A 17,673-nucleotide genomic window follows, 5' to 3' on the forward strand; every position below is an offset into this window, starting at 1 on the left:
CGGTTACGTAGGATATGGCAAATCGCTCCGGAGCCCTGCGTCCGCTCCGGGCGGCGAGGCCGAGGGAAGGAGCCTGACGTCAGAACCTTCGACGAATCGCTCACCGACGTGGCCGCGCCCCCACGACGTGTCGGACGACGCCGCGATGCCCGCCCTGTCCGTTCCCGTCCGCTCGACGGCCGTCCCTCCTCCAGGAGCCTCGGTGCAGCATGACGACGGCCTGACCGTCACTCTCCAGCCGCATTCGGCGCGCCTCCACGTGCTGGCCGTCGCCGGTGAGCTGGATCACCACACCGCCCCCCGTCTGCGGGCGGTTCTCGACGAGTTCACCTTCGTCCCCGCCGCCGGGCTGGTCATCGACCTGTCGGCGCTGACGTTCTGCGACTCCACCGGCATCTCGCTGCTGGTCGCCGCGCACCAGCGCGCCCAGGAGGCCGGCGCCGCCGTGGCCCTGGCCGGCCTGCATCCCGACATCGCCCACGTCTTCCACATCATGGGCCTGGACCGGTTGTTCTCCTGCCACGACACCACGGACAAGGCCATGACCGCCCTGCAGTGAGCCACCGGCCGATCGGCGACCCGGCTCACGGGGAGGTCGTGGCCCTGTCCTCCGCGGTGGCGGGTGCGGGAACCCGGGGGACGGCGGAGCGCGGGTCGACACCGGCGAAGGCCAGCCCGATGACGAAACCGGCGGCCTCCTCGAGCTGGCGGGCCCGCTCCAGCGATCCAAGAACGGCCGGCGTCCCGCCGACGTGGCGCACGAGCTCGCCGACCACGCGCAGGGCCGCCGGGTCGTCGCCGCACATCGCGACCGTCACCGGGGAGGCGTCCTGATCAGGCGCCCCGGCCCACTGGCCGGCGGGGAACAGGTGGAAGGCCTTGACGACCCGTGCGCCCGGCGCCAGCGCCGAGATCCGCCGCGCCGCCGACTCGCCGTTCCCGGTGAGCAACACCCCGACGCCGTGCTCGACAGCGTTCGTGGGATCGATCAGCGGAACTCCCTCCAGGCTCCCATCTGGAGCCCTGACGCTGCGCAACATCTCCTCCACCCCGTCCCAGGACACCGCGAGCAGCACCGCGTCGCACCCGGTCACCGCCTCGCGCGGGGTGACCGCGCGCGCTCCCCGGCCGAGCCGGTCGGCGAGCCTGCGCGCCTTGGCCGGCGACCGCCCGCCGATCACCACCTCGTGACCCGCTTCCACCCATCCCGTGCCCAGCCCTTCGGCCAGGCTCCCCGTGCCCAGGATGCCGATTCGCATCGTCTCTCCCTGTCTTCGCCGTTGTGCGGTCGATGGCAACGCTAGGGAAGGCGATGCGCACCGATCGGTGCGCATCGCGGGAGCGATGATGGGAGGCGAGATGAGCGAGCGCGAAGCCCACTGCTACGAGCTGGTCGCCGACTGCCGCATGCGCGCGGCCACCGACCTGTTCGCCCACACCTGGGACCCGGTCGTGCTGGCCGCGCTGCGCCCGGGCCCGCGGCGGCGGCGCGAGCTGCGCGTGTCGATCGGCGGCATCAGCGACAAGGCTCTCACCGAGGCGCTGCACCGCCTGCTCGCCAACGGCCTTGTCGCTCGCCGGGCGTACGCCGAGGCCCCGCCCCGCGTCGAGTACGGCCTCACCGGTCTGGGCCGCAGCCTCGTGGACGGCCCCATGACGGCTCTCGGCCGTTGGATCCTGGACCACGGCGACGCCCTCCTCGACGCCCAGGAGACCGCCGCACGCGAAACCACGGACCGCAGCGCCCCATAACCGGTCCTGGTACCGCAAGAGGGCCAACTTCTGACCGACATTCGTCGTCTACATCTCAGTGAACGCCCCTGTAAGAATGTGTATGAAGGGCAAGCCCCGCTACGCGGTGTCACGTACCTTTAGTGCCACTGAGCGTGCGCAGTGTGCCCGTTTTCGCCTGCTTTTAATGAAGTTGGCAATCCTGGTGGCCGGCGTGAGTTCTCTGATGGCCTGCGTCGCCGTGCCGGGAGATCCTCTGCCCCGGCCTGTGGGAATCGGTCGTGCCGATGATGGACGTATCCGCTTTCTGGGCGTTCTGTGCTCGGACGAACGGATCTCCGGCTTCACGGTGGCGGACAACAAGACCGGGGTGCCCGTGTGGCAGATGTCCCGCCCAGGCGACATGCTGCAGGGCGGATGGATCACCTTGGGCGACTCGGGCGGCTTCGGAGTGGTCGACATCCCCTTCCCCGCACACTTGCCGGAGAACATCGACGCGACGGTGCATCTGACGAACGGCGCCCGTTTCGGTTCCGCCTTCGTGTCCGATGAGGTGCCACGGGATATCGCCGATACCGGCCGGGTGCTTAATCTGGACAGGAAGCAGGTCACCGCGGAGGAGTTTCTCGAGCAGGTCCGGGACGACTACTGCTGATCCGGCAGAGCACTCGCCGGCTGGTCCCCACCGTCGGAGGTGACGGACGACCGAGGCAGGGCGCAGACTTCGTGCGCGGCGGCGACGGCGGGCCTCCCACGGTCACCTCGGCCGGTGGGGGTCGCTCTGCTGCTGGGTGAGGGGTTTGTGTCCGGGCGGAGGTGGTCGGTGCCGGAGAAATCGCTTACGGTTTGCGACGTCCGCGAACTCTGCGTCGATGGGCTCGTCCCGCCGTCTTGCTTCACGTGCGAAAACTTCAGTTCTGGGTGTCCCTGCTCTGCTCCGGCTCCGTAGCGGAAGGCTGCACCACATGTCGAAGGTCTGGTTGACCACGGGGAGTTCTCGCGGCCTCGGCCGCGAGCTCGCCGAGGCCGTGCCGGCCGCCGGTCATCGCCTCGTGGCCACGGCGCGCAGGCCCGAAGTGCTCCACGATCTCGTGGCGCGGTACGGCGGCCGGGTCCGCGCGGTCGCGCTGGACGTCACCGACGCCGCGGCCGCCCGGGCGGCCGTCCAGACCGCGGTCGAGGAGTTCGGCCGCTTGGACGTGGTGGTGAACAACGCCGGGTACGGCGTCGTGTCGGCCATCGAGGAGACCTCCGAGGAGGACTTCCGCGCGCAGATCGAGACCAATCTGTTCGGCACCGTCAACGTCACCAAGGCCGCTCTGCCGGTGCTGCGCGCGCAGCGATCCGGTCACATCATCCAGGTGTCGTCCCTCGGTGGCCGTGTCGCGGTCTCACCGGGCATAGGCGCCTACCAGACGGCGAAGTTCGCCGTCACGGGCTTCTCCGAATGTCTCAGCCTCGAGGTGCGGCCCTTCGGGGTCAAGGTCACGATCGTCGAGCCCGGCGCGATGCGCACCGACTGGATCGCCGATTCCGTCAGCGGGGCGCGGGCCACGGAGAACTACCGGCAGACGGTCGGCGAGATGATCGGCTTCTTCGCCGCCTACGCCGGAAACGAGGCTGGAGACCCGGCGCGGGTGGCCAGGGCCATCGTCGGCCTCGCCGACGCCGAGGAACCGCCTCTGCGTCTGCTGCTGGGCTCGGACGCGGTCGAGCTCGCCGAGCAGGCTTCCAGCGCTCGCGCGGCCGAGGCCGAGAAATGGGCGGCCGTGAGCAGGTCGGTCGACTTCCCGGTGCACTGAGCCGCCGCGGGGCCGGTGCGCAAGCGGACTGCTGGTGAGATCGTCACCTTTGGCAAGTCCTTACCATGTGGACGGCCCTGGACTGGTCTAATGTGCCGCAACAAGCCACAACGGCAATAACGGTACGACGCCGCGGAGGTCCGCCTGCGGGGTGGCCACCGACCGCCCGGCCCGGTCAGTGAAGGGGCTCTCATGGCTTTCGGTTGGAAGTTGCACGGGGACGGGCGCGGTCTGACGCCCGGCGAGGTGGTCAGGCCGGACGAGCGGCTGAGCTGGCCGCGCATGGTGGGGTTCGGCGCGCAGCACGTCATTGCCATGTTCGGGGCGACGTTCGTCTTCCCCCTGATCATGGGCCTGAACGCCAACGTGGCGATCATGATGTCGGGTGTCGCGACGATCCTGTTCCTGCTGATCGTGCAGGGCAGGATCCCGAGCTACCTGGGCACGTCGGCCTCGTTCGTCGGCGGCGTGGTGGCGATCCGCGCGGCGGGCGGCGACAGCGGCACGGTCACCGGGGCCATCCTGGTGGCCGGCGTCGTGCTCGCGCTGTGCGGCGTCGCCGTGCACTACCTCGGCGTCGGGGTGATCAACCGCGTCTTCCCGCCGGTGGTGACCGGCGCGGTGGTCATGCTCATCGGGTTCGGCCTCGCCTACGTGGTCGCCGACGTCTACTGGCCGCAGGACCCGTGGATCGCCCTGATCACCATGATCGTCACCGGTGTCATCCTGGTGGCGTTCAAGGGGTTCGCCGGCCGCATCGGCATCCTGCTCGGCCTGGTCGCCGGCTTCGTCCTGTCGTGGGTCGCCGACAAGGCGTTCGGCGCCATCACCGCCTTCAACGCCGGCGCCGGCAAGGTCGACACCCACCCGCGGGTGAGCTTCCAGGGGGTGACGGACGCCTCCTGGTTCGGCTGGCCCGACCTGCACGCGCCGAACTTCACCGTCTCGGCCATCGTGCTGGTGCTCCCGGCGGTGATCGCGCTGATCGCCGAGAACGTCGGCCACGTCAAGGCCGTCGGCGAGATGACCGGCACCGACGTCGATCCGTACATGGGGCGGGCGGTCTTCGCCGACGGCGTCGGCACGGCGCTGGCCAGCGCGGTCGGCGGCTCGCCCACCACGACCTACGCCGAGAACATCGGGGTCATGGCGGCGACCCGGGTCTACTCCACCGCCGCCTACTACATCGCCGCCGTCGTGGCCATCCTGTTCGGGTTCATGCCCAAGTTCGGCGCGCTGGTGGCGGCCACGCCGGGCGGCGTGCTCGGCGGCATCACCGTCATCCTGTACGGCATGATCGGCCTGCTGGGCGCCAAGATCTGGATCGAGAACCGCGTGGACTTCGCCGACCCGGTGAACATGGTCCCGATCGGGGCGGGCATCATCCTGGCGATCGGCCCGGTGTCGCACCAGATCACCGGCGACTTCTCGCTGGCCGGCATCGCGCTCGGCACCGTCGTGGTCCTCGGCGGGTACCACTTGCTGCGGGCCATCTCCTGGAGGAGGACGGGCCCGGGCGGCGCGGCGCCGGCCGTCGCCGAAGGGAGAGAGACCAGCGCGTGAAGCCACCCCCGTTCGACTACCACGCGCCCACCGGCCTCGGCGAGACCCTGGAGGTCCTCGCCGGGGCGGGGGCGCACGCCAAGGTGCTGGCAGGCGGCCAGAGCCTGATCCCTCTGCTCAACATGCGGCTGGCCTCGCCGTCGCACCTGGTGGACATCAACCGCGTCGCCGAACTGGACACCATCGTGGTGCGGGGCGGCGGGGTGCGCGTCGGCGCTCTGGCCAGGCACGCGGCCGTCGAGCGGTCCGAGGCCGCCGCCCGGGCCCAGCCGCTGCTGCGGGCGGCGCTCCGTCAGGTGGCGCACCCGGTGATCCGCAACCGCGGCACCGTCGTCGGCAGCCTGGTCCACGCCGACCCCTCGGCCGAGCTGCCCGCCGTGCTCACCGTGCTGGAAGGGTCGGTGCGGCTGGCGCGGCACGGGGGCGGCGAGCGCGAGGTGCCGGCGTCGGAGTTCTTCGTCGGGCCCCTTGAGTCGGCGCTGCGCCCGGGGGAGCTGGCCGTCTCGGCGTTCTTCCCCGCGCTGCCGCCCCGCGCGGGCAGCGCCTTCTGCGAGGTGGCGCGCCGGCACGGCGACTACGCCGTGGCCGGGGCCGCCGCCGTGGTCGTGCTGGACGACGACCAGCGCATCGCCTCCGCCCGGGTGGCGTGCGTGAGCGCCGGGCCGGTGCCGGTGCTGCTGGACCTGTCGGAGGTGTGCGCCCGCCGGCCCGCCGCCTCGGCCGACTGGGCCGCCGTCGCGGCGGCCGTGCGCGACCGCGTGGACCCCGAGGGGGACATCCACGCCACCGCCGACTACCGTCGGCATCTGACCGGGGTGCTGGCCGAGCGGGCGCTGCGCGTCGCCGCCCAGGAGGCCGCCGGCGAGGGAACGGGGGAGTCCGCCGATGGGTGAGGCGCTGCACGAGATCGCGCTGACGGTCAACGGGGTGGTGCGGCGGGTGCGGGTCCCGGCCCGGCGGCTGCTGTCGGACTGCCTGCGCCACGACCTCGGCCTCACCGGCACCCACGTCGGCTGCGAGCACGGCGTCTGCGGGTGCTGCACGGTGCTGATGGACGGCGCGCCAGCCCGCTCGTGCCTGACGTTCGCGGTGACGGCGGACGGGCACGAGATCACCACCGTCGAGGGGCTGGCCGGGCCGGACGGGGCGCTGTCGCCGGTGCAGCGGGCGTTCTCCGAGTGCCACGCGCTGCAGTGCGGCTTCTGCACCCCCGGGTTCCTGTGCACGGTCACCGCGCTGCTGCGCGAGACCCCGGCGCCGACCGACGAGCAGGTGGTCGAGGGGATCTCGGGCAACCTGTGCCGGTGCACCGGCTACCAGAACATCGTCAAGGCGGTCCACCGGGCGGCCGAGCTGATCGCCGACGAGGACGGGACGCCGACCGCGGCGGGTGGTGAGGCGTGACGACCAGACTGTTCGGCGAGCCGGTCCAGCGCAGGGAGGACCTGCGACTGATCACCGGGCAGGGCCGCTACCTGGACGACCTGGGGCACGACGCGCTGGCCGCGGCGTTCGTCCGCTCGCCGCACGCGCACGCCCGCATCCGCGACATCGACGTGTCGGCCGCCCTCGACGTGGACGGGCTGGTCGCGATCTACACCTGGGAGGACCTGCCGGAACGGGTCCGCGACCCGCTGCCGCTGCTGATCCCGCACCCGGCGCTGACCCACGGGCGCACGGCCTACCCGCTGGCCAGAGACCTCGTCCGGCACGTCGGCGAGCCGGTCGTCATGGTCGTCGCCCGCGACCGCTACCTCGCCGAGGACGCCGCGGCGCTCATCGAGGTCGACTACGAGATCCTCAAACCGGTCGTGGGCATCGAGGAGGCCGCCCAGGGCGCCCACCTGGTGCACCAGGACGTCCCCGGCAACCTCGGCGCCCACCTGGTGCAGGAGGTGCCCTCCGCCGCGGGCCGCGGCGCCCGGGAGGCCGTCGAGGCGGCGCCGCACGTGCTGTCGTTCCGCCTGGACTTCGAGCGCAGCGCTTCCACGCCCCTGGAGGGGCGCGGCGTGTACGCGCGGTGGGACGCCGACGACCGGTCGCTGCGGGTCTACAGCTCGACGCAGACCTCGACCAGCGTGCGCATGGCCGTCGCCGCCAAGCTGGGGCTGCCGCTGCCCTCGGTCGAGGTGATCGCCCCCGACGTCGGCGGCGGGTTCGGCGTCAAGATCGTCCACCCCTGGCCGGAGGAGGTGCTCGTCCCCTGGGCGGCGATGCTGCTCGGCCGGGAGGTCAAGTGGGCGGAGGACCGCCGCGAGCACTTCGTCTCCTCGGCCCACGAGCGCGGCCAGGTGCAGCACGTGCGCGTCGGCTTCGACGACGAGGGGCACGTGCTGGGCCTTGAGGTGACGATCCTGCACGACCACGGCGCCTACACGCCGTACGGCATCATCGTGCCGATCATCACCTCGACCCAGCTGCTCGGGCCGTACCGCATCGGCGCCTACCGGGTCGAGTTCTCCTCGATCTACACCAACACCGTGCAGGTCACCCCGTACCGCGGCGCCGGGCGCCCGCAGGGGGTGTTCTGCATGGAGCGCACGATGGACCGCATCGCGGCCCACCTCGGCATGGACCGCGCGGCGGTGCGCGCCGCCAACTTCATCCAGCCCGGCGACTTCCCCTACGACCAGGGGCTGGTCTTCCAGGACGGCCGCCCGCTGATCTACGACAGCGGCGACTATCCCGAGTCGCTGCGCATGCTCAAGGAGCTGATCGGCTGGGACGGCTTCCCGGCGATGAAGGCCGAGGCGGCCGCGCGCGGCCGGCGGCTCGGCATCGGGCTCGGCTGCTACGTCGAGGGCACCGGCGTGGGCCCCTACGAGGGCGGGCACGTGCAGGTGACCTCCGACGGACGGGTCCACGTCTCCACCGGCCTCACCTCGCAGGGCCAGGGGCACGAGACGGTGTTCGCGCAGATCGCGGCCACCGAGCTGGGCGTGCCGCTGTCCAGCGTGTCGGTGGTCACCGGCGACACCCGGCGCTTCGGGTACGCCGTCGGCACCTTCGCCTCGCGGGCCGCCGTGATGAGCGGCAACGCGATCGCCCTGGCCTGCCGCAAGGTCCGCGACAAGGCCCTGCGCATCGCCGCCGAGGCGCTGGAGGCCGACCCGCGCGACCTTGAGATCGAGGACGGAGTCGTGCGCGTCGTCGGCGCCCCCGGGGCGTCGCTGCCGCTGGCGACGGTCGCCGTGCTGTCCAACCCGCTCAGGTACGCCTTCGACGAGGAGGCCGCGCGGGCGACGCAGTTCGCGGGGCAGGCCCCGATGGACCGGCCGCCGGTCGAGGAGGGGGAGGAGCCGGGGCTGGAGGGGCGCGACTACTACTCGCCGGTGCGCTCGACCTTCGCCTCCGGCATGCACGCCGCCATCGTCGAGACCGACCCCGACACCGCCGAGATCCGCATCCTGCGCTACGCCGTCGTGCACGACTGCGGCAAACTCATCAACCCCATGATCGTCGAGGGGCAGATCCACGGCGGGGTCGCGCAGGGCGTCGGCGGGGCGCTGTACGAGCGCATGGTCTACGACGGGCACGGTCAGCTGCTCAACGCCTCCTTCATGGACTTCCTGATGCCCTACGCCACCGAGGTGCCGGCCATCGAGACCGCCCACCTGGAGACGCCTTCGCCGCTGAACCCGCTCGGCATCAAGGGCGCGGGCGAGGCGGGGGTCATCCCGGTGTCCGCGGTGATCGCCTCGGCGATCGAGGACGCCGAGGGGCTGCCCGTCGACCGAATGCCGATCTCCCCGTCCGAGCTGTACGAACTGCGCCGCTCCGCGGGGCGCTGACAAGCCGCGCCGGCCTCTCATGGCGAAGGCCGCCACGGGGTGGCGGCCTTCGCGCCCGCTCCGGCGGGGGCGGGAGGTGCCGACCGGTCAGGTCGGCTCCGGTAGGCGGATGACGTCGGACGGCGGGGTGGAGGAGGGACGCCGTGGCTCCCTCACCCCTCCCGTGTCGGGCCGGTCGTCGCGTCCACCAGCGGGGACGCGCGAACGGCGGCGCAGCAGCCGGTCGATGAGCCGTTTGAGCCCCATATGCGTATGACGTTCGTGGCCCTGCGGAGAGTTCCCTCAGGCGGTGACGCGCTTGCGGAACACCCAGTAGGTCCAGGCCTGGTAGCCGAGGACGAACGGCAGGGCCGCCAGGCCGATCCAGGTGAGCACGCCCAGCGTGTACGGGCCGGACGCCGCCTCGGCGACGGTCAGGCCCGGCAGCGGCGCGCGCCACAGCGCGCCGAACAGCGCGGCCGTGGCCAGGACGATCGAGGCGGCGGTGGCGGTGAACGCCCAGCCCTCGCGGCGGCGCCAGACCAGCGCGGCCGCGGCGGTCAGTGCGCCGGCGGCGGCCCCCGCGGCCAGCCACGGCAGCGGGTGGGCCGTCCAGGCGCCGCCCGCGCCCCCCGCGGCGGGGATGCCGGGGAGCGCCAGGACGGCCACCGGCAGAGCCACCGCCGCGATGCCCGAAGCGGCGCGGCGGGCACGGGCGCGCAGCGGCCCGGTCGTCTTCAGCGCGACGAACACCGCGCCGTGCACCAGGGCCAGCGTCAGCGACAGCGCGCCGCCGAGCACGGTCGCCACCGCCGTGCCGTACAGCAGGTTGCCGAAGATCGCCCCCCAGAGGAACGCGGTCAGCGCGCTGCCGGCCACGATGCCCGCGTCGCACAGCGCGCGCTCCCGCGCGGTCACCTTGCCGCGCCACTCCAGGGCGACGCCGCGGACGATCAGGCCGGCCAGCACCATGACCAGCGGCAGGTAGAACCCGCTGAGCAGCCCCGCGTACCAGGCGGGGAAGGCCGCGAACATGGCGCCGACCGCGGTGATCAGCCACACCTCGTTGCCGTCCCAGACCGGGCCGATCGTCTCGAGCATCTGCTTGCGCTCGGCCTCGCCCCTGGTCAGCAGGGGCAGCAGCGCGCCGACGCCGAAGTCGAAGCCCTCAAGGACGAAGTAACCGGTCCACAGGAAGGCGACGACCAGGAACCAGAAGGTGGTGAGTTCCATCGCGCTCTCCTAGTACATGAGGGTCGGTGTGAGGCGGGCCGCCTCGGCGTCGACGTCGCCCGGCCCGCGCGGGTCCGGCGACACGGTGAGGGGGTCGGGCCCGGCCTTGACGTGCCGCACGAGCAGGCGGGCCTCGGCGATCGCCAGCGCGCCGTACAGGACCGTGAAGACGGCCAGCGATGCGGCCACCTCGCCGAGCGACACCCCGGGTGACACGCTGGCGGCGGTGAGCAGCTCGCCCTGGACGGTCCAGGGCTGCCGCCCGATCTCGCTGAGCAGCCACCCGGCGATCACCGCGAGCGTGGGCAGCGGGAGGGCGAGCAGGCCGGCGCGGGCGAACCAGGCGGGGACCGGGCGGCGGCGCCGGGTCAGCCAGAGGCCGAGCAGCGACAGCCCCACCGTCGAGAGCCCGAAGACGATCATGACGCGGAACGACCAGTAGACGACGGGGATGTTCGGCCGGTAGTCGGCGGGCCCGAACTCCGCCTGGTAGCGCCGCTGGATGTCCTCGACGCCCTGCACGCGGGCTCCCGGGTCGTGCGCGGCCAGCAGGCTCAGCAGGTTCGGCACCTCGATGCCCGGCACGGGGGAGAACGGCGCCCCGGCGGTGTCGTGCCGCAGCCCTTCGGCGGCGGCCAGCTTCATGGGCTGCTGCTCGCCCATGTACCGCGCGGACGCATCGCCGGTGCCGGCGAGGACGGCCCCGGCGATGGCGGTCATGACCAGCGCGCCCCGCAGGGCGCCGCGCCACATGGCCGGGTCGCCGGGGACGCGGGCGGCGCGGGCGACCGGGACGGCGGCGTCCCCGCCGGTGGCCGCGCGACGCTCGCGGGTGATCCGGTAGCCGCTGACCGCGATGACGAAGCCGCCGGCGACGACGAAGGCGGCGGCGACCACGTGGGGCACCTGGGCCAGGGCCGTGGGGTTGGTCAGGACGGCCCACAGGTCGGTCATGCGGGCCCGGCCGTCGACCACCTGGTAGCCGACCGGGTGCTTCATCCAGGCGTTGGCGGCCAGGATGAAGTACGCCGAGATGTTCGAGCCGAGCACCGCGGCCCAGATGCAGGCCAGGTGCACCCGCTTGGGCAGCCGGTCCCAGCCGAAGATCCACAACCCGAGGAACGTCGACTCCAGGAAGAAGGCGAGCAGCGCCTCAAGGGCGAGCGGCGCGCCGAAGACGTCGCCGACGAAGGTGGAGTACTCACTCCAGTTCATCCCGAACTGGAACTCCTGCACGATGCCGGTGACCACGCCCATCGCGAAGTTGATCAGGAAGAGCTTGCCGAAGAACCTGGTCAGCCGCAGGTAGTGCTCCTTGCCCGTGCGGTGCCAGGCGGTCTGCAGGCCGGCGACGAAGACCCCGAGGCCGATCGTCAGGGGTACGAAGAGAAAGTGGTACACGGTGGTGACCCCGAACTGCCACCGTGCCAGATCCAGTGCGTCCATGCACCCCTCACCCGGGCCCCTCAGCTCTACGGCTTGTAGTTCTACTTCTAGTAGTACTACGGCTTGTAGAGTAAACGTGGTGCGGAGGTCCTGCCGTCCTGTGCGATCTTCGTCACACCCCCGCCCGCCGGTCCCCCGGCGACGGGTCAATGGTCGGCCTCCCGGCCCGGCCGGCGCGTCACCCCACCGGCTGATTCCCCCCTACACCGCCCGGCGGAGCGGGCAGGCGCACGCCCGCCGCCCTGAGGTAGGCCTCCAGGTTCCCCAGCTCGAAGCCACGCCGCTCGATCTTGTCGAGCAGGATCTCGAAGTCCCTCGCCAGATGGGCGCGGAAGTGCAGGAGCAGGATGTCGCCGGGGTGCAGCCGCTTGTCCGGCGTCTGGTAGGAGATCTTCCCGCCCGGCTGCACCGTCGCCGTCCACAGCAGTACGGCCGGCAGCCCGCACGACTTCGCCGCCCGCAGCGTGGTCCCGGTGTAGTTGCCGAACGGCGGCCGGAACAGCACGGGCCTGCGCCCGATCTCCCTCGCCACGACCCCGGCCGAGCCGCAGATCTCCTTGCGCTGCGCCCGGCTCCCGAGGTTCCACAGGTTCGGATGGGTCAGCGTGTGGGCCTCGACCGGCACGCCGAGGTCGCGCAGCTCCCGGAAGTAGGACCACTTGCCCGCGCCGACGTACCGTCCGCCCGCCGCCCCCGGGTCCGGCACGCCGCGCGCCTCCACCGCGTCGCGCATCGCGAACACCGTGATGGGGACCGCCCGGTCCCGGACCAGCCGCACGAACCCCGGATCCTGCTCCCAGCCGTCGTCGATGGTGAGGAAGACGACCTTCCGCCGGGTCGGGATCGAGCTGATCACCGGCACGACCTCACCGGCCTGCGCCCGGACCCGCCCCACCTCCCCGTCCCGAGGCGCCGCCCCCACCGGCACCACCGGCGCCGAGGAGAACGCGGGGCCCGGAGAGACTTGCGGGCGTGGAGTGAGCGTGGGGCCTTCGGGAACCATGGCGCTGGGAGACACCGCAGGACCCGGCGAGGAAAGCGGGAGGGGCCCGTCGGGGATGGAGGGCCGCGCCTCGGGTGGCCGGCCGGAGGTGGGGCGGACCTGCGGTGATCCGCCCTTGCCAGGGGGGATCCGAGGCCGTTCGGCGGAGGCCGCGCCCACCGGGGGCGCCTCGCCGGAGGCGGTCCCGCCCATCGAGCAGACCACCAGAAGTCCCAGTCCCGCGGCCGCGCGTGACGCCTTCCGTCCCCAGATCATGACGGGCAATCTTGCCATCACGCCGATCCCTTGCCGAAAGCGCGCGATCCGGCCGGCCGCCGTTGTTGCCCATCCGCAAGGTATCCGCAAGGACGTCGACGGAGGGTAGGACCCGCGAACGGGAACGGTCGCGCCGCGGCCACGCCGTGCACCCGAGAGGCCATCGCCGTCGGCGACCCCGGCCTCCCGCGGTACCACGCGTGCGCGCCGCCGGCGCGCGGGCCGGCGCTCGCGCGGCAAGGCACGGGTGGGGGCCCGGGCACGGACCACCGGCCCTCAGGCGGCCGGCGTGAGGTGGGAGGACTGCCATGACCGGCCCCGTACCAAGGCGGGCCTGCGTGATCCGCAATGTGGGCGCCTGGCCCCGGCGCGGCCTGCTCGGCGGTCTGCCCGGCGAGGTGAGAGACGAACTGCTGGCGCTGGGGAGGCCCTGGCAGTACGCGGCGGGGACCGCCCTGACCACCGAGGGCGAGTGGTCCGCCGACGCGATCCTCCTGCTCGACGGCTGCGTCGGCATCACCAGCACCCGTCCCATGTCCGCCTCGGCCACTGTCCCGAGGGTCGGCGCGGCCCCCGGCTCGGGCGGCGCCCGGGGCACGGCGGCCGTTCCCGGCCTGGGCGCCGTCCCCGAACCGCGCAAGGGCGACGATCCCGCTCGTGATGACGGTCCTGGTGTCGTGCCGGGGCGGGGTGAGGGTGGCGATCCGGGTCGTGATGACGGTCCTGGGGTCGTGCCGGGGTGGGGCGGAGGCGACAGTGACCGGCAGGGGGCGGTACCCCGCTCCGGCGTGGGGGACGGTCCGGGGAGTGTGCCGGGGGCGGGTGGCGTCGCGGGCGGGGCGGCGCTCGTCGGAATCCGCGCCGGAGGCGACCTGGTGGGGGAGGCCGCGGTACTGGCCGGGCGGCGCCAGGAGGTGACGGTCACCGCGGCGGACGCCTGCCTCGCGCGTCGCATCCCGCCGCGGGAACTGGCCCGGCTCGCCGTGCGGTTCCCGGAGTTCGCCCACGCGATCTACGGCCCGACCGGCGGGCGCCGCGCCGCGGCCCGCCGGTACGCGACGGGCGCGTACACGGCGATGGGCCGGCTGGTCCGCGTCTTGGTCGAGCTGGCCCGCTGCTACGGCGAGACCGTCCCGGAGGGCGTCATGATCGGGGTCTCGCTCACCCGGCCGGAGCTCGCGGGGCTCGCGGAGGCGGACGATCCGGCGGTCGGCCGGGCGCTGACCGTGCTGCGCCGGACGGGCGTCATCGGCACCGGGTACCGGCGCATCGTCGTGCACGACATCCGCGCGCTGCGCGCCTCCGCCGAGACGGGCGACGGTCCCGCCGGCGGCGGTCCGGCGCGGTGATGACCGCGGTGGTGTCCGCGGAGGTGCATGCGGTGGTGTCCGCGGAGGTGCATGCGGTGGTGGTGTCCGCGGTGATGACCGCGGAGGTGCCTGCGGGGATGACCGCGGTGCCGAGGTGAGGAGCGCGGCGCCGGGAGGGGAGCCGCGTATCCGTCGAAACGATGAGATGGGAGGGAGAGCACTGGTGAACGATCTGGGGGGAGAAGTACGCCGACTTTGCGTCGCCGTCGACGCCGAGCAGGACGGGGGGCGATCCGGCGTGCGGCATGGGGAGACGCGCCGCCGCCTCGCCGAGGTGATCGAGGAGGCCGCCGCGCACGCGGGACTGGACCGTCTCTACATCGCCGACCCGCTCCCCGTGCCGCCGCCCGCCGAGGACGGCGTCTCGGGGCCGGTGGGGTCCGGCGCCGTCGCGGGGGCGGGTGCCGGGCCGCTGCTCATCCTGCCGCCGGGGGTGAACGAGGCACGGGTGATCGCCGGGCTGACCGGCGAGCTGCGCATCGCCCTGCGGCGGCGCAACGAGCGCGCCGGCACGGGGGCGTCCGCGCGGCTGCGGCTGCGCGTGGCGTTCCACCAGGGGCCGATCAGCATCGGGGACGACGGGTTCGCGGGCCGGGCGGCGGCCACGACCCGCGCCCTGCGCGACAGCGACGAGGTGCGGGCGGCGCTGCGGCAACGCCCGGGCGCCGACCTGGCCGTCGCCGTCTCGGCGCCGCTGTTCGAGGACGTCATCGAGCACGCCCACCGAGGCCTGGTGCGGCACATGTTCCACCCGGTGACCCTGCGTTCCGTGGACGCCGGGACGCGGGTCTGGATCAGCGCGCCCGACGCCCTGCACACCTTGTACGGCGGTCACCCCGTGGAGTTACCCCTGACCGCCGGCTGACCCCCGCCCCCACGAACGTCCGGCGGCGGGCGGCCAGGACGGCGGCCCAGGCCGTGCCGCCGCCGGACAGGCCGGGTACTGGGAGGGAAGGGGAGAGCCTTTCCGGTACCCGGCCACTGGCCGGTGGACTCTGATCCCACTGCCGTCCCAAGCCCGCGCCCGCGCAGGCCGGGCGCCGAGCCGTGCCTGGAGTCGTCTCCGGTGCGAGCGCGGCTTGTGGAGGGTGGGGTGGTGTTAGCGTGACCTTGAGGCGGGGCGGGGATGTCGGCGTCACCCCGGCGGCGGCGACATCTGACGAGCTCCGGCCGGTCGGGCGGGCAGAAGTTGCCCTTATGCGCGTTACGGCCCGTCCCTAGTCTCTCGGCATCGGAGGTGTCCATGAAGGTCGTCGGCAGTGCCGTCGTCGGGGTCGACCGCAACAGCGTGTGGGCCGCGCTCCAGGATCCGGCCGTGCTGGTGCGCACGATCCCCGGATGCGAGCGGCTGGAGGCCACGGGCGCCGACACCTACCGCATGACGGTCAGCGCGGGCGTCGCCTCCATCAAGGGCATCTACCAGGGCGAAGTCGCCCTGTCCGACCCGCACGAGCCCGAGCGGTTCACCCTCCGCGCACGCGGCGCCGGCGCGCCCGGCACGGTGGAGGCGACCGTGCTCATCCGGCTCAGCGAGGTCGACGGCGGCGCGACCCGCATCGACTACGACGCCGAGGCCGTCATCGGCGGGATGATCGGCGGCGTCGGGCAGCGGATGCTGGGCTCGGTCGCCAAGCGGACGGCCGGTGAGTTCTTCAGCGCCGTCGAGCAGCACCTCCAGGTCACCGCCGCGACCGCCCGGGCCGCGGCGGGCACCGGCCCCGCCGTCGTCGCGTGGCAGGCCGGTGCTCCGCAGGCCGGTGCTCTGCAGACCGGTGCTCTGCAGGACGGCGGGTTGCCGGCGTTGGTCCCCGCGGCGGCTCCGGCCGCGGCTGGGGCGGTGACGGCCGCCGGCTCGGCGGCGGCTCCCGCGGCGGCGCTCGCCGGGCAGGTGTTCGAGCGTCCGCGCGCCGAGGCGGGGCAAGGGGGCGGGGCGTCCCGCTCCGGCGGCACGCCGGTCTGGCCGGTGCTGACGGCGTTCGGCATGGGCGCGGGCGTCGCCCTCGGCAGCGCGGTCATCGGCTGGCTCCTCGGCCGCTCCGGCCGCGCACGCTGACCGGGCTCGCCCGCCTGCCCATCCGCGCGACCTCTCAGGTTCGTCGACTCGCCTGGGAGCCGCCGGCCGGGGCTGTCGATCTGGGTTGTCGGCCCAGCGCGCTGTCCATGAACGTCCACCGGGTCGGGCGCCGTAGCAGGCGCCGGCATCGCCGTAGCGCGACCCGCCGACCCGGCGCCGATCACCTCCGGCACGTGGCCGGGGGTGGAGGGCCGCGCCCGGTGGGCGCATGTGGTCACCGCACTGGTGTGCCGCGCCAGAAGTTCGTCCTGTGAGTCGATGACCCACGTGACCAGGCCGGCGAGTGGCCCTCGTGCATCCGGCCTGGTAGGAACCGACATGACTCACCCGGCGGATTTCCGGCGCGGGACACTGGGGCATCGCCTGGGGCCGGTGACCCAAGGGGTTCTCATGGCCGGGGTGGGGGTTCGGTGCGAGTGGTGGGTGGTTTGCCATGGTCGGAGGCATATGGAGGTTCTGATGTGGTCTGGGGATATTGTCGGACCTCGCGGAAGAGGATCTCCGGGCGTAACGTGGGGATATGCGAGAGTTCCGTGCGGAGGACGCTCGATCGGAGGCTCGGCGGCTCATCCACGACCTGCTGGGTGAGCGGCAGCCGACGGCCGCCTCGCTCCTGGGCGACGCCGCGACCGTGCTCGGCGCCGAGCGCACCGCCCGCTGTGCCGAGCTGGCGCAAGGAGCCGCGCTGACCCGGCGTTCCTCGGAGCTGGCGGCGATCGCCGGCCTGCTCGTCGGCACCGGAGTGCTGGGCGCGGACTGGTGGACCTCCGGCCGCGGCGGCAAGATCCCCGCGCCGGACGAGGTGCTGGCCGCCAACACGGCCATCGAGCCGTGGACCGATCTCACCGTCCTGGAAATGCTCGCAGCCTGGATCGCCGACGACGGCGCCGACGCCGCCTGGGGCCCGCCGGTCGCCTCCGTGGACCTCAACTCCTGGCAGGCGGAGGACCGCGTCGAGCTGCCGGCGGACGCCGTCCCCGGCGCGCGCCTGGTCGTCGCGTTCGACGCGGGCGGCCGGCTGGACGCCGTGGTGGTCGAGCGGCCGGACGGCGCGCTCGGGTCCAACCTCGACTTCTCCTCGCTGCGCTACTCCCGGGCCGCGGAGGCCCAGTGGAGCTGGGGCGTCGCCGCGGGGCTCGGCCCGCACCCGCTCCCCGGCGAGGACCCCGACCCCTACGCCGACACGGTCGACCAGCAGGCGGCCGAGTACCTCCGCCAGTGGGCGCTGCGCCACGGCGCCACCGGCGAGCAGGTCGGCGCGCGCTGGCAGGCCAAGGGAGACGTGGTCGCCGCCGTCGAACGCGTCGACTGGATGTGGCGCAGCGGCGAGTGGTTCGCCTGGTGGCGTGCGACGTCCGCGCTGCTCGGCGGCGACCCCGTCCAGCTCGCCTCCCGCATGGACGACATCGCCTCCGCCTCCTGAGCG

16 protein-coding genes are annotated in these 17,673 nt (G+C 73.3%); 12 read left to right on the plus strand and 4 right to left on the minus strand.

Annotation, left to right across the window (positions count from 1 at the left end):
• Nucleotides 1-202: 202 nt before the first annotated feature.
• A complete protein-coding gene (locus ACFQSB_RS04410; protein ID WP_380824357.1) occupies nucleotides 203-559 on the plus strand; it encodes an STAS domain-containing protein in 357 nt (118 codons plus the stop codon).
• Between the two features lie 25 nt (nucleotides 560-584).
• On the opposite strand, the gene ACFQSB_RS04415 is transcribed toward ACFQSB_RS04410, so the two are convergent.
• Nucleotides 585-1,259, minus strand: a complete 675-nt coding sequence (locus ACFQSB_RS04415) for an NADPH-dependent F420 reductase (protein WP_380824358.1) — start codon at nucleotides 1,257-1,259, stop codon at nucleotides 585-587.
• Between the two features lie 100 nt (nucleotides 1,260-1,359).
• Between ACFQSB_RS04415 and ACFQSB_RS04420 the strand changes: the two genes are divergently transcribed.
• The 7 genes from ACFQSB_RS04420 to cutA all read left to right on the plus strand — a co-directional run bounded on the left by ACFQSB_RS04420 (nucleotide 1,360) and on the right by cutA (nucleotide 8,887).
• The gene (locus ACFQSB_RS04420) at nucleotides 1,360-1,752 is read left to right on the plus strand and encodes a winged helix-turn-helix transcriptional regulator (protein WP_380824359.1); all 393 of its coding nucleotides are present in this window, start codon (nucleotides 1,360-1,362) and stop codon (nucleotides 1,750-1,752) included.
• An 82-nt stretch (nucleotides 1,753-1,834) separates the two neighbouring features.
• A complete protein-coding gene (locus ACFQSB_RS04425; RefSeq protein WP_380824360.1) occupies nucleotides 1,835-2,386 on the plus strand; it encodes a hypothetical protein in 552 nt (183 codons plus the stop codon).
• A 310-nt stretch (nucleotides 2,387-2,696) separates the two neighbouring features.
• Complete coding sequence (locus ACFQSB_RS04430) at nucleotides 2,697-3,533, plus strand: oxidoreductase (protein ID WP_380824361.1); 837 nt, start codon at nucleotides 2,697-2,699, stop codon at nucleotides 3,531-3,533.
• 192 nt (nucleotides 3,534-3,725) lie between these two features.
• Complete coding sequence (locus ACFQSB_RS04435; protein WP_380824362.1) at nucleotides 3,726-5,096, plus strand: uracil-xanthine permease family protein; 1,371 nt, start codon at nucleotides 3,726-3,728, stop codon at nucleotides 5,094-5,096.
• Nucleotides 5,093-5,989 (plus strand): FAD binding domain-containing protein, encoded by an 897-nt coding sequence (locus ACFQSB_RS04440; RefSeq protein WP_380824363.1) that lies wholly within the window; start codon nucleotides 5,093-5,095, stop codon nucleotides 5,987-5,989. The genes ACFQSB_RS04435 and ACFQSB_RS04440 overlap by 4 nt, the downstream gene beginning before the upstream one ends.
• Nucleotides 5,982-6,500: a (2Fe-2S)-binding protein gene (locus tag ACFQSB_RS04445; protein WP_380824364.1), complete on the plus strand. Its 519-nt coding sequence runs from the start codon at nucleotides 5,982-5,984 to the stop codon at nucleotides 6,498-6,500. The genes ACFQSB_RS04440 and ACFQSB_RS04445 overlap by 8 nt, the downstream gene beginning before the upstream one ends.
• Nucleotides 6,497-8,887, plus strand: a complete 2,391-nt coding sequence (cutA, locus tag ACFQSB_RS04450) for an aerobic carbon-monoxide dehydrogenase large subunit (RefSeq protein WP_380824365.1) — start codon at nucleotides 6,497-6,499, stop codon at nucleotides 8,885-8,887. The genes ACFQSB_RS04445 and cutA overlap by 4 nt, the downstream gene beginning before the upstream one ends.
• 282 nt (nucleotides 8,888-9,169) lie before the next feature.
• On the opposite strand, the gene cydB is transcribed toward cutA, so the two are convergent.
• The 3 genes from cydB to ACFQSB_RS04465 all read right to left on the minus strand — a co-directional run bounded on the left by cydB (nucleotide 9,170) and on the right by ACFQSB_RS04465 (nucleotide 12,440).
• Nucleotides 9,170-10,099, minus strand: coding sequence for a cytochrome d ubiquinol oxidase subunit II (cydB, locus tag ACFQSB_RS04455; protein ID WP_380824367.1), 930 nt, complete (start codon nucleotides 10,097-10,099; stop codon nucleotides 9,170-9,172).
• A gap of 9 nt (nucleotides 10,100-10,108) precedes the next feature.
• Nucleotides 10,109-11,545 (minus strand): cytochrome ubiquinol oxidase subunit I, encoded by a 1,437-nt coding sequence (locus tag ACFQSB_RS04460; protein ID WP_380824369.1) that lies wholly within the window; start codon nucleotides 11,543-11,545, stop codon nucleotides 10,109-10,111.
• 178 nt (nucleotides 11,546-11,723) lie between these two features.
• Nucleotides 11,724-12,440 (minus strand): polysaccharide deacetylase family protein, encoded by a 717-nt coding sequence (locus ACFQSB_RS04465; RefSeq protein ID WP_380824370.1) that lies wholly within the window; start codon nucleotides 12,438-12,440, stop codon nucleotides 11,724-11,726.
• Between the two features lie 701 nt (nucleotides 12,441-13,141).
• Here ACFQSB_RS04465 and ACFQSB_RS04470 point away from each other — a divergent pair.
• The 4 genes from ACFQSB_RS04470 (at nucleotide 13,142) to ACFQSB_RS04485 (ending at nucleotide 17,670) form a co-directional block, all read left to right on the plus strand.
• Nucleotides 13,142-14,152 carry a Crp/Fnr family transcriptional regulator gene (locus ACFQSB_RS04470; RefSeq protein ID WP_380824371.1) on the plus strand — a complete coding sequence of 337 codons (1,011 nt, stop codon included), beginning with the start codon at nucleotides 13,142-13,144 and terminating at the stop codon, nucleotides 14,150-14,152.
• Between the two features lie 184 nt (nucleotides 14,153-14,336).
• On the plus strand, nucleotides 14,337-15,038 hold the full coding sequence (locus tag ACFQSB_RS04475; protein ID WP_380824372.1) for a hypothetical protein: 702 nt from the start codon (nucleotides 14,337-14,339) through the stop codon (nucleotides 15,036-15,038).
• A 378-nt stretch (nucleotides 15,039-15,416) separates the two neighbouring features.
• Nucleotides 15,417-16,226, plus strand: a complete 810-nt coding sequence (locus tag ACFQSB_RS04480) for an SRPBCC family protein (RefSeq protein WP_380824373.1) — start codon at nucleotides 15,417-15,419, stop codon at nucleotides 16,224-16,226.
• Nucleotides 16,227-16,767: 541 nt separating this feature from the next.
• Complete coding sequence (locus ACFQSB_RS04485; RefSeq protein WP_380824374.1) at nucleotides 16,768-17,670, plus strand: serine/threonine-protein kinase; 903 nt, start codon at nucleotides 16,768-16,770, stop codon at nucleotides 17,668-17,670.
• Nucleotides 17,671-17,673: the final 3 nt, after the last annotated feature.

The sequence above is a fragment of the Sphaerisporangium rhizosphaerae genome (assembly GCF_042665155.1).
GTDB lineage: Bacteria > Actinomycetota > Actinomycetes > Streptosporangiales > Streptosporangiaceae > Sphaerisporangium > Sphaerisporangium rhizosphaerae.

Excerpts from the sequence above, each read along its gene's own strand:
- ACFQSB_RS04425 (WP_380824360.1), top strand. The coding sequence starts at position 1,835 with ATGAAGGGCAAGCCCCGCTACGCGGTGTCACGTACCTTTAGTGCCACT.
- cydB (WP_380824367.1), bottom strand. The coding sequence starts at position 10,099 with ATGGAACTCACCACCTTCTGGTTCCTGGTCGTCGCCTTCCTGTGGACC.
- ACFQSB_RS04420 (WP_380824359.1), top strand. The coding sequence starts at position 1,360 with ATGAGCGAGCGCGAAGCCCACTGCTACGAGCTGGTCGCCGACTGCCGC.
- ACFQSB_RS04415 (WP_380824358.1), bottom strand. The coding sequence starts at position 1,259 with ATGCGAATCGGCATCCTGGGCACGGGGAGCCTGGCCGAAGGGCTGGGC.
- ACFQSB_RS04435 (WP_380824362.1), top strand. The coding sequence starts at position 3,726 with ATGGCTTTCGGTTGGAAGTTGCACGGGGACGGGCGCGGTCTGACGCCC.
- ACFQSB_RS04480 (WP_380824373.1), top strand. The coding sequence starts at position 15,417 with ATGAAGGTCGTCGGCAGTGCCGTCGTCGGGGTCGACCGCAACAGCGTG.
- ACFQSB_RS04445 (WP_380824364.1), top strand. The coding sequence starts at position 5,982 with ATGGGTGAGGCGCTGCACGAGATCGCGCTGACGGTCAACGGGGTGGTG.
- ACFQSB_RS04430 (WP_380824361.1), top strand. The coding sequence starts at position 2,697 with ATGTCGAAGGTCTGGTTGACCACGGGGAGTTCTCGCGGCCTCGGCCGC.
- ACFQSB_RS04485 (WP_380824374.1), top strand. The coding sequence starts at position 16,768 with ATGCGAGAGTTCCGTGCGGAGGACGCTCGATCGGAGGCTCGGCGGCTC.
- ACFQSB_RS04460 (WP_380824369.1), bottom strand. The coding sequence starts at position 11,545 with ATGGACGCACTGGATCTGGCACGGTGGCAGTTCGGGGTCACCACCGTG.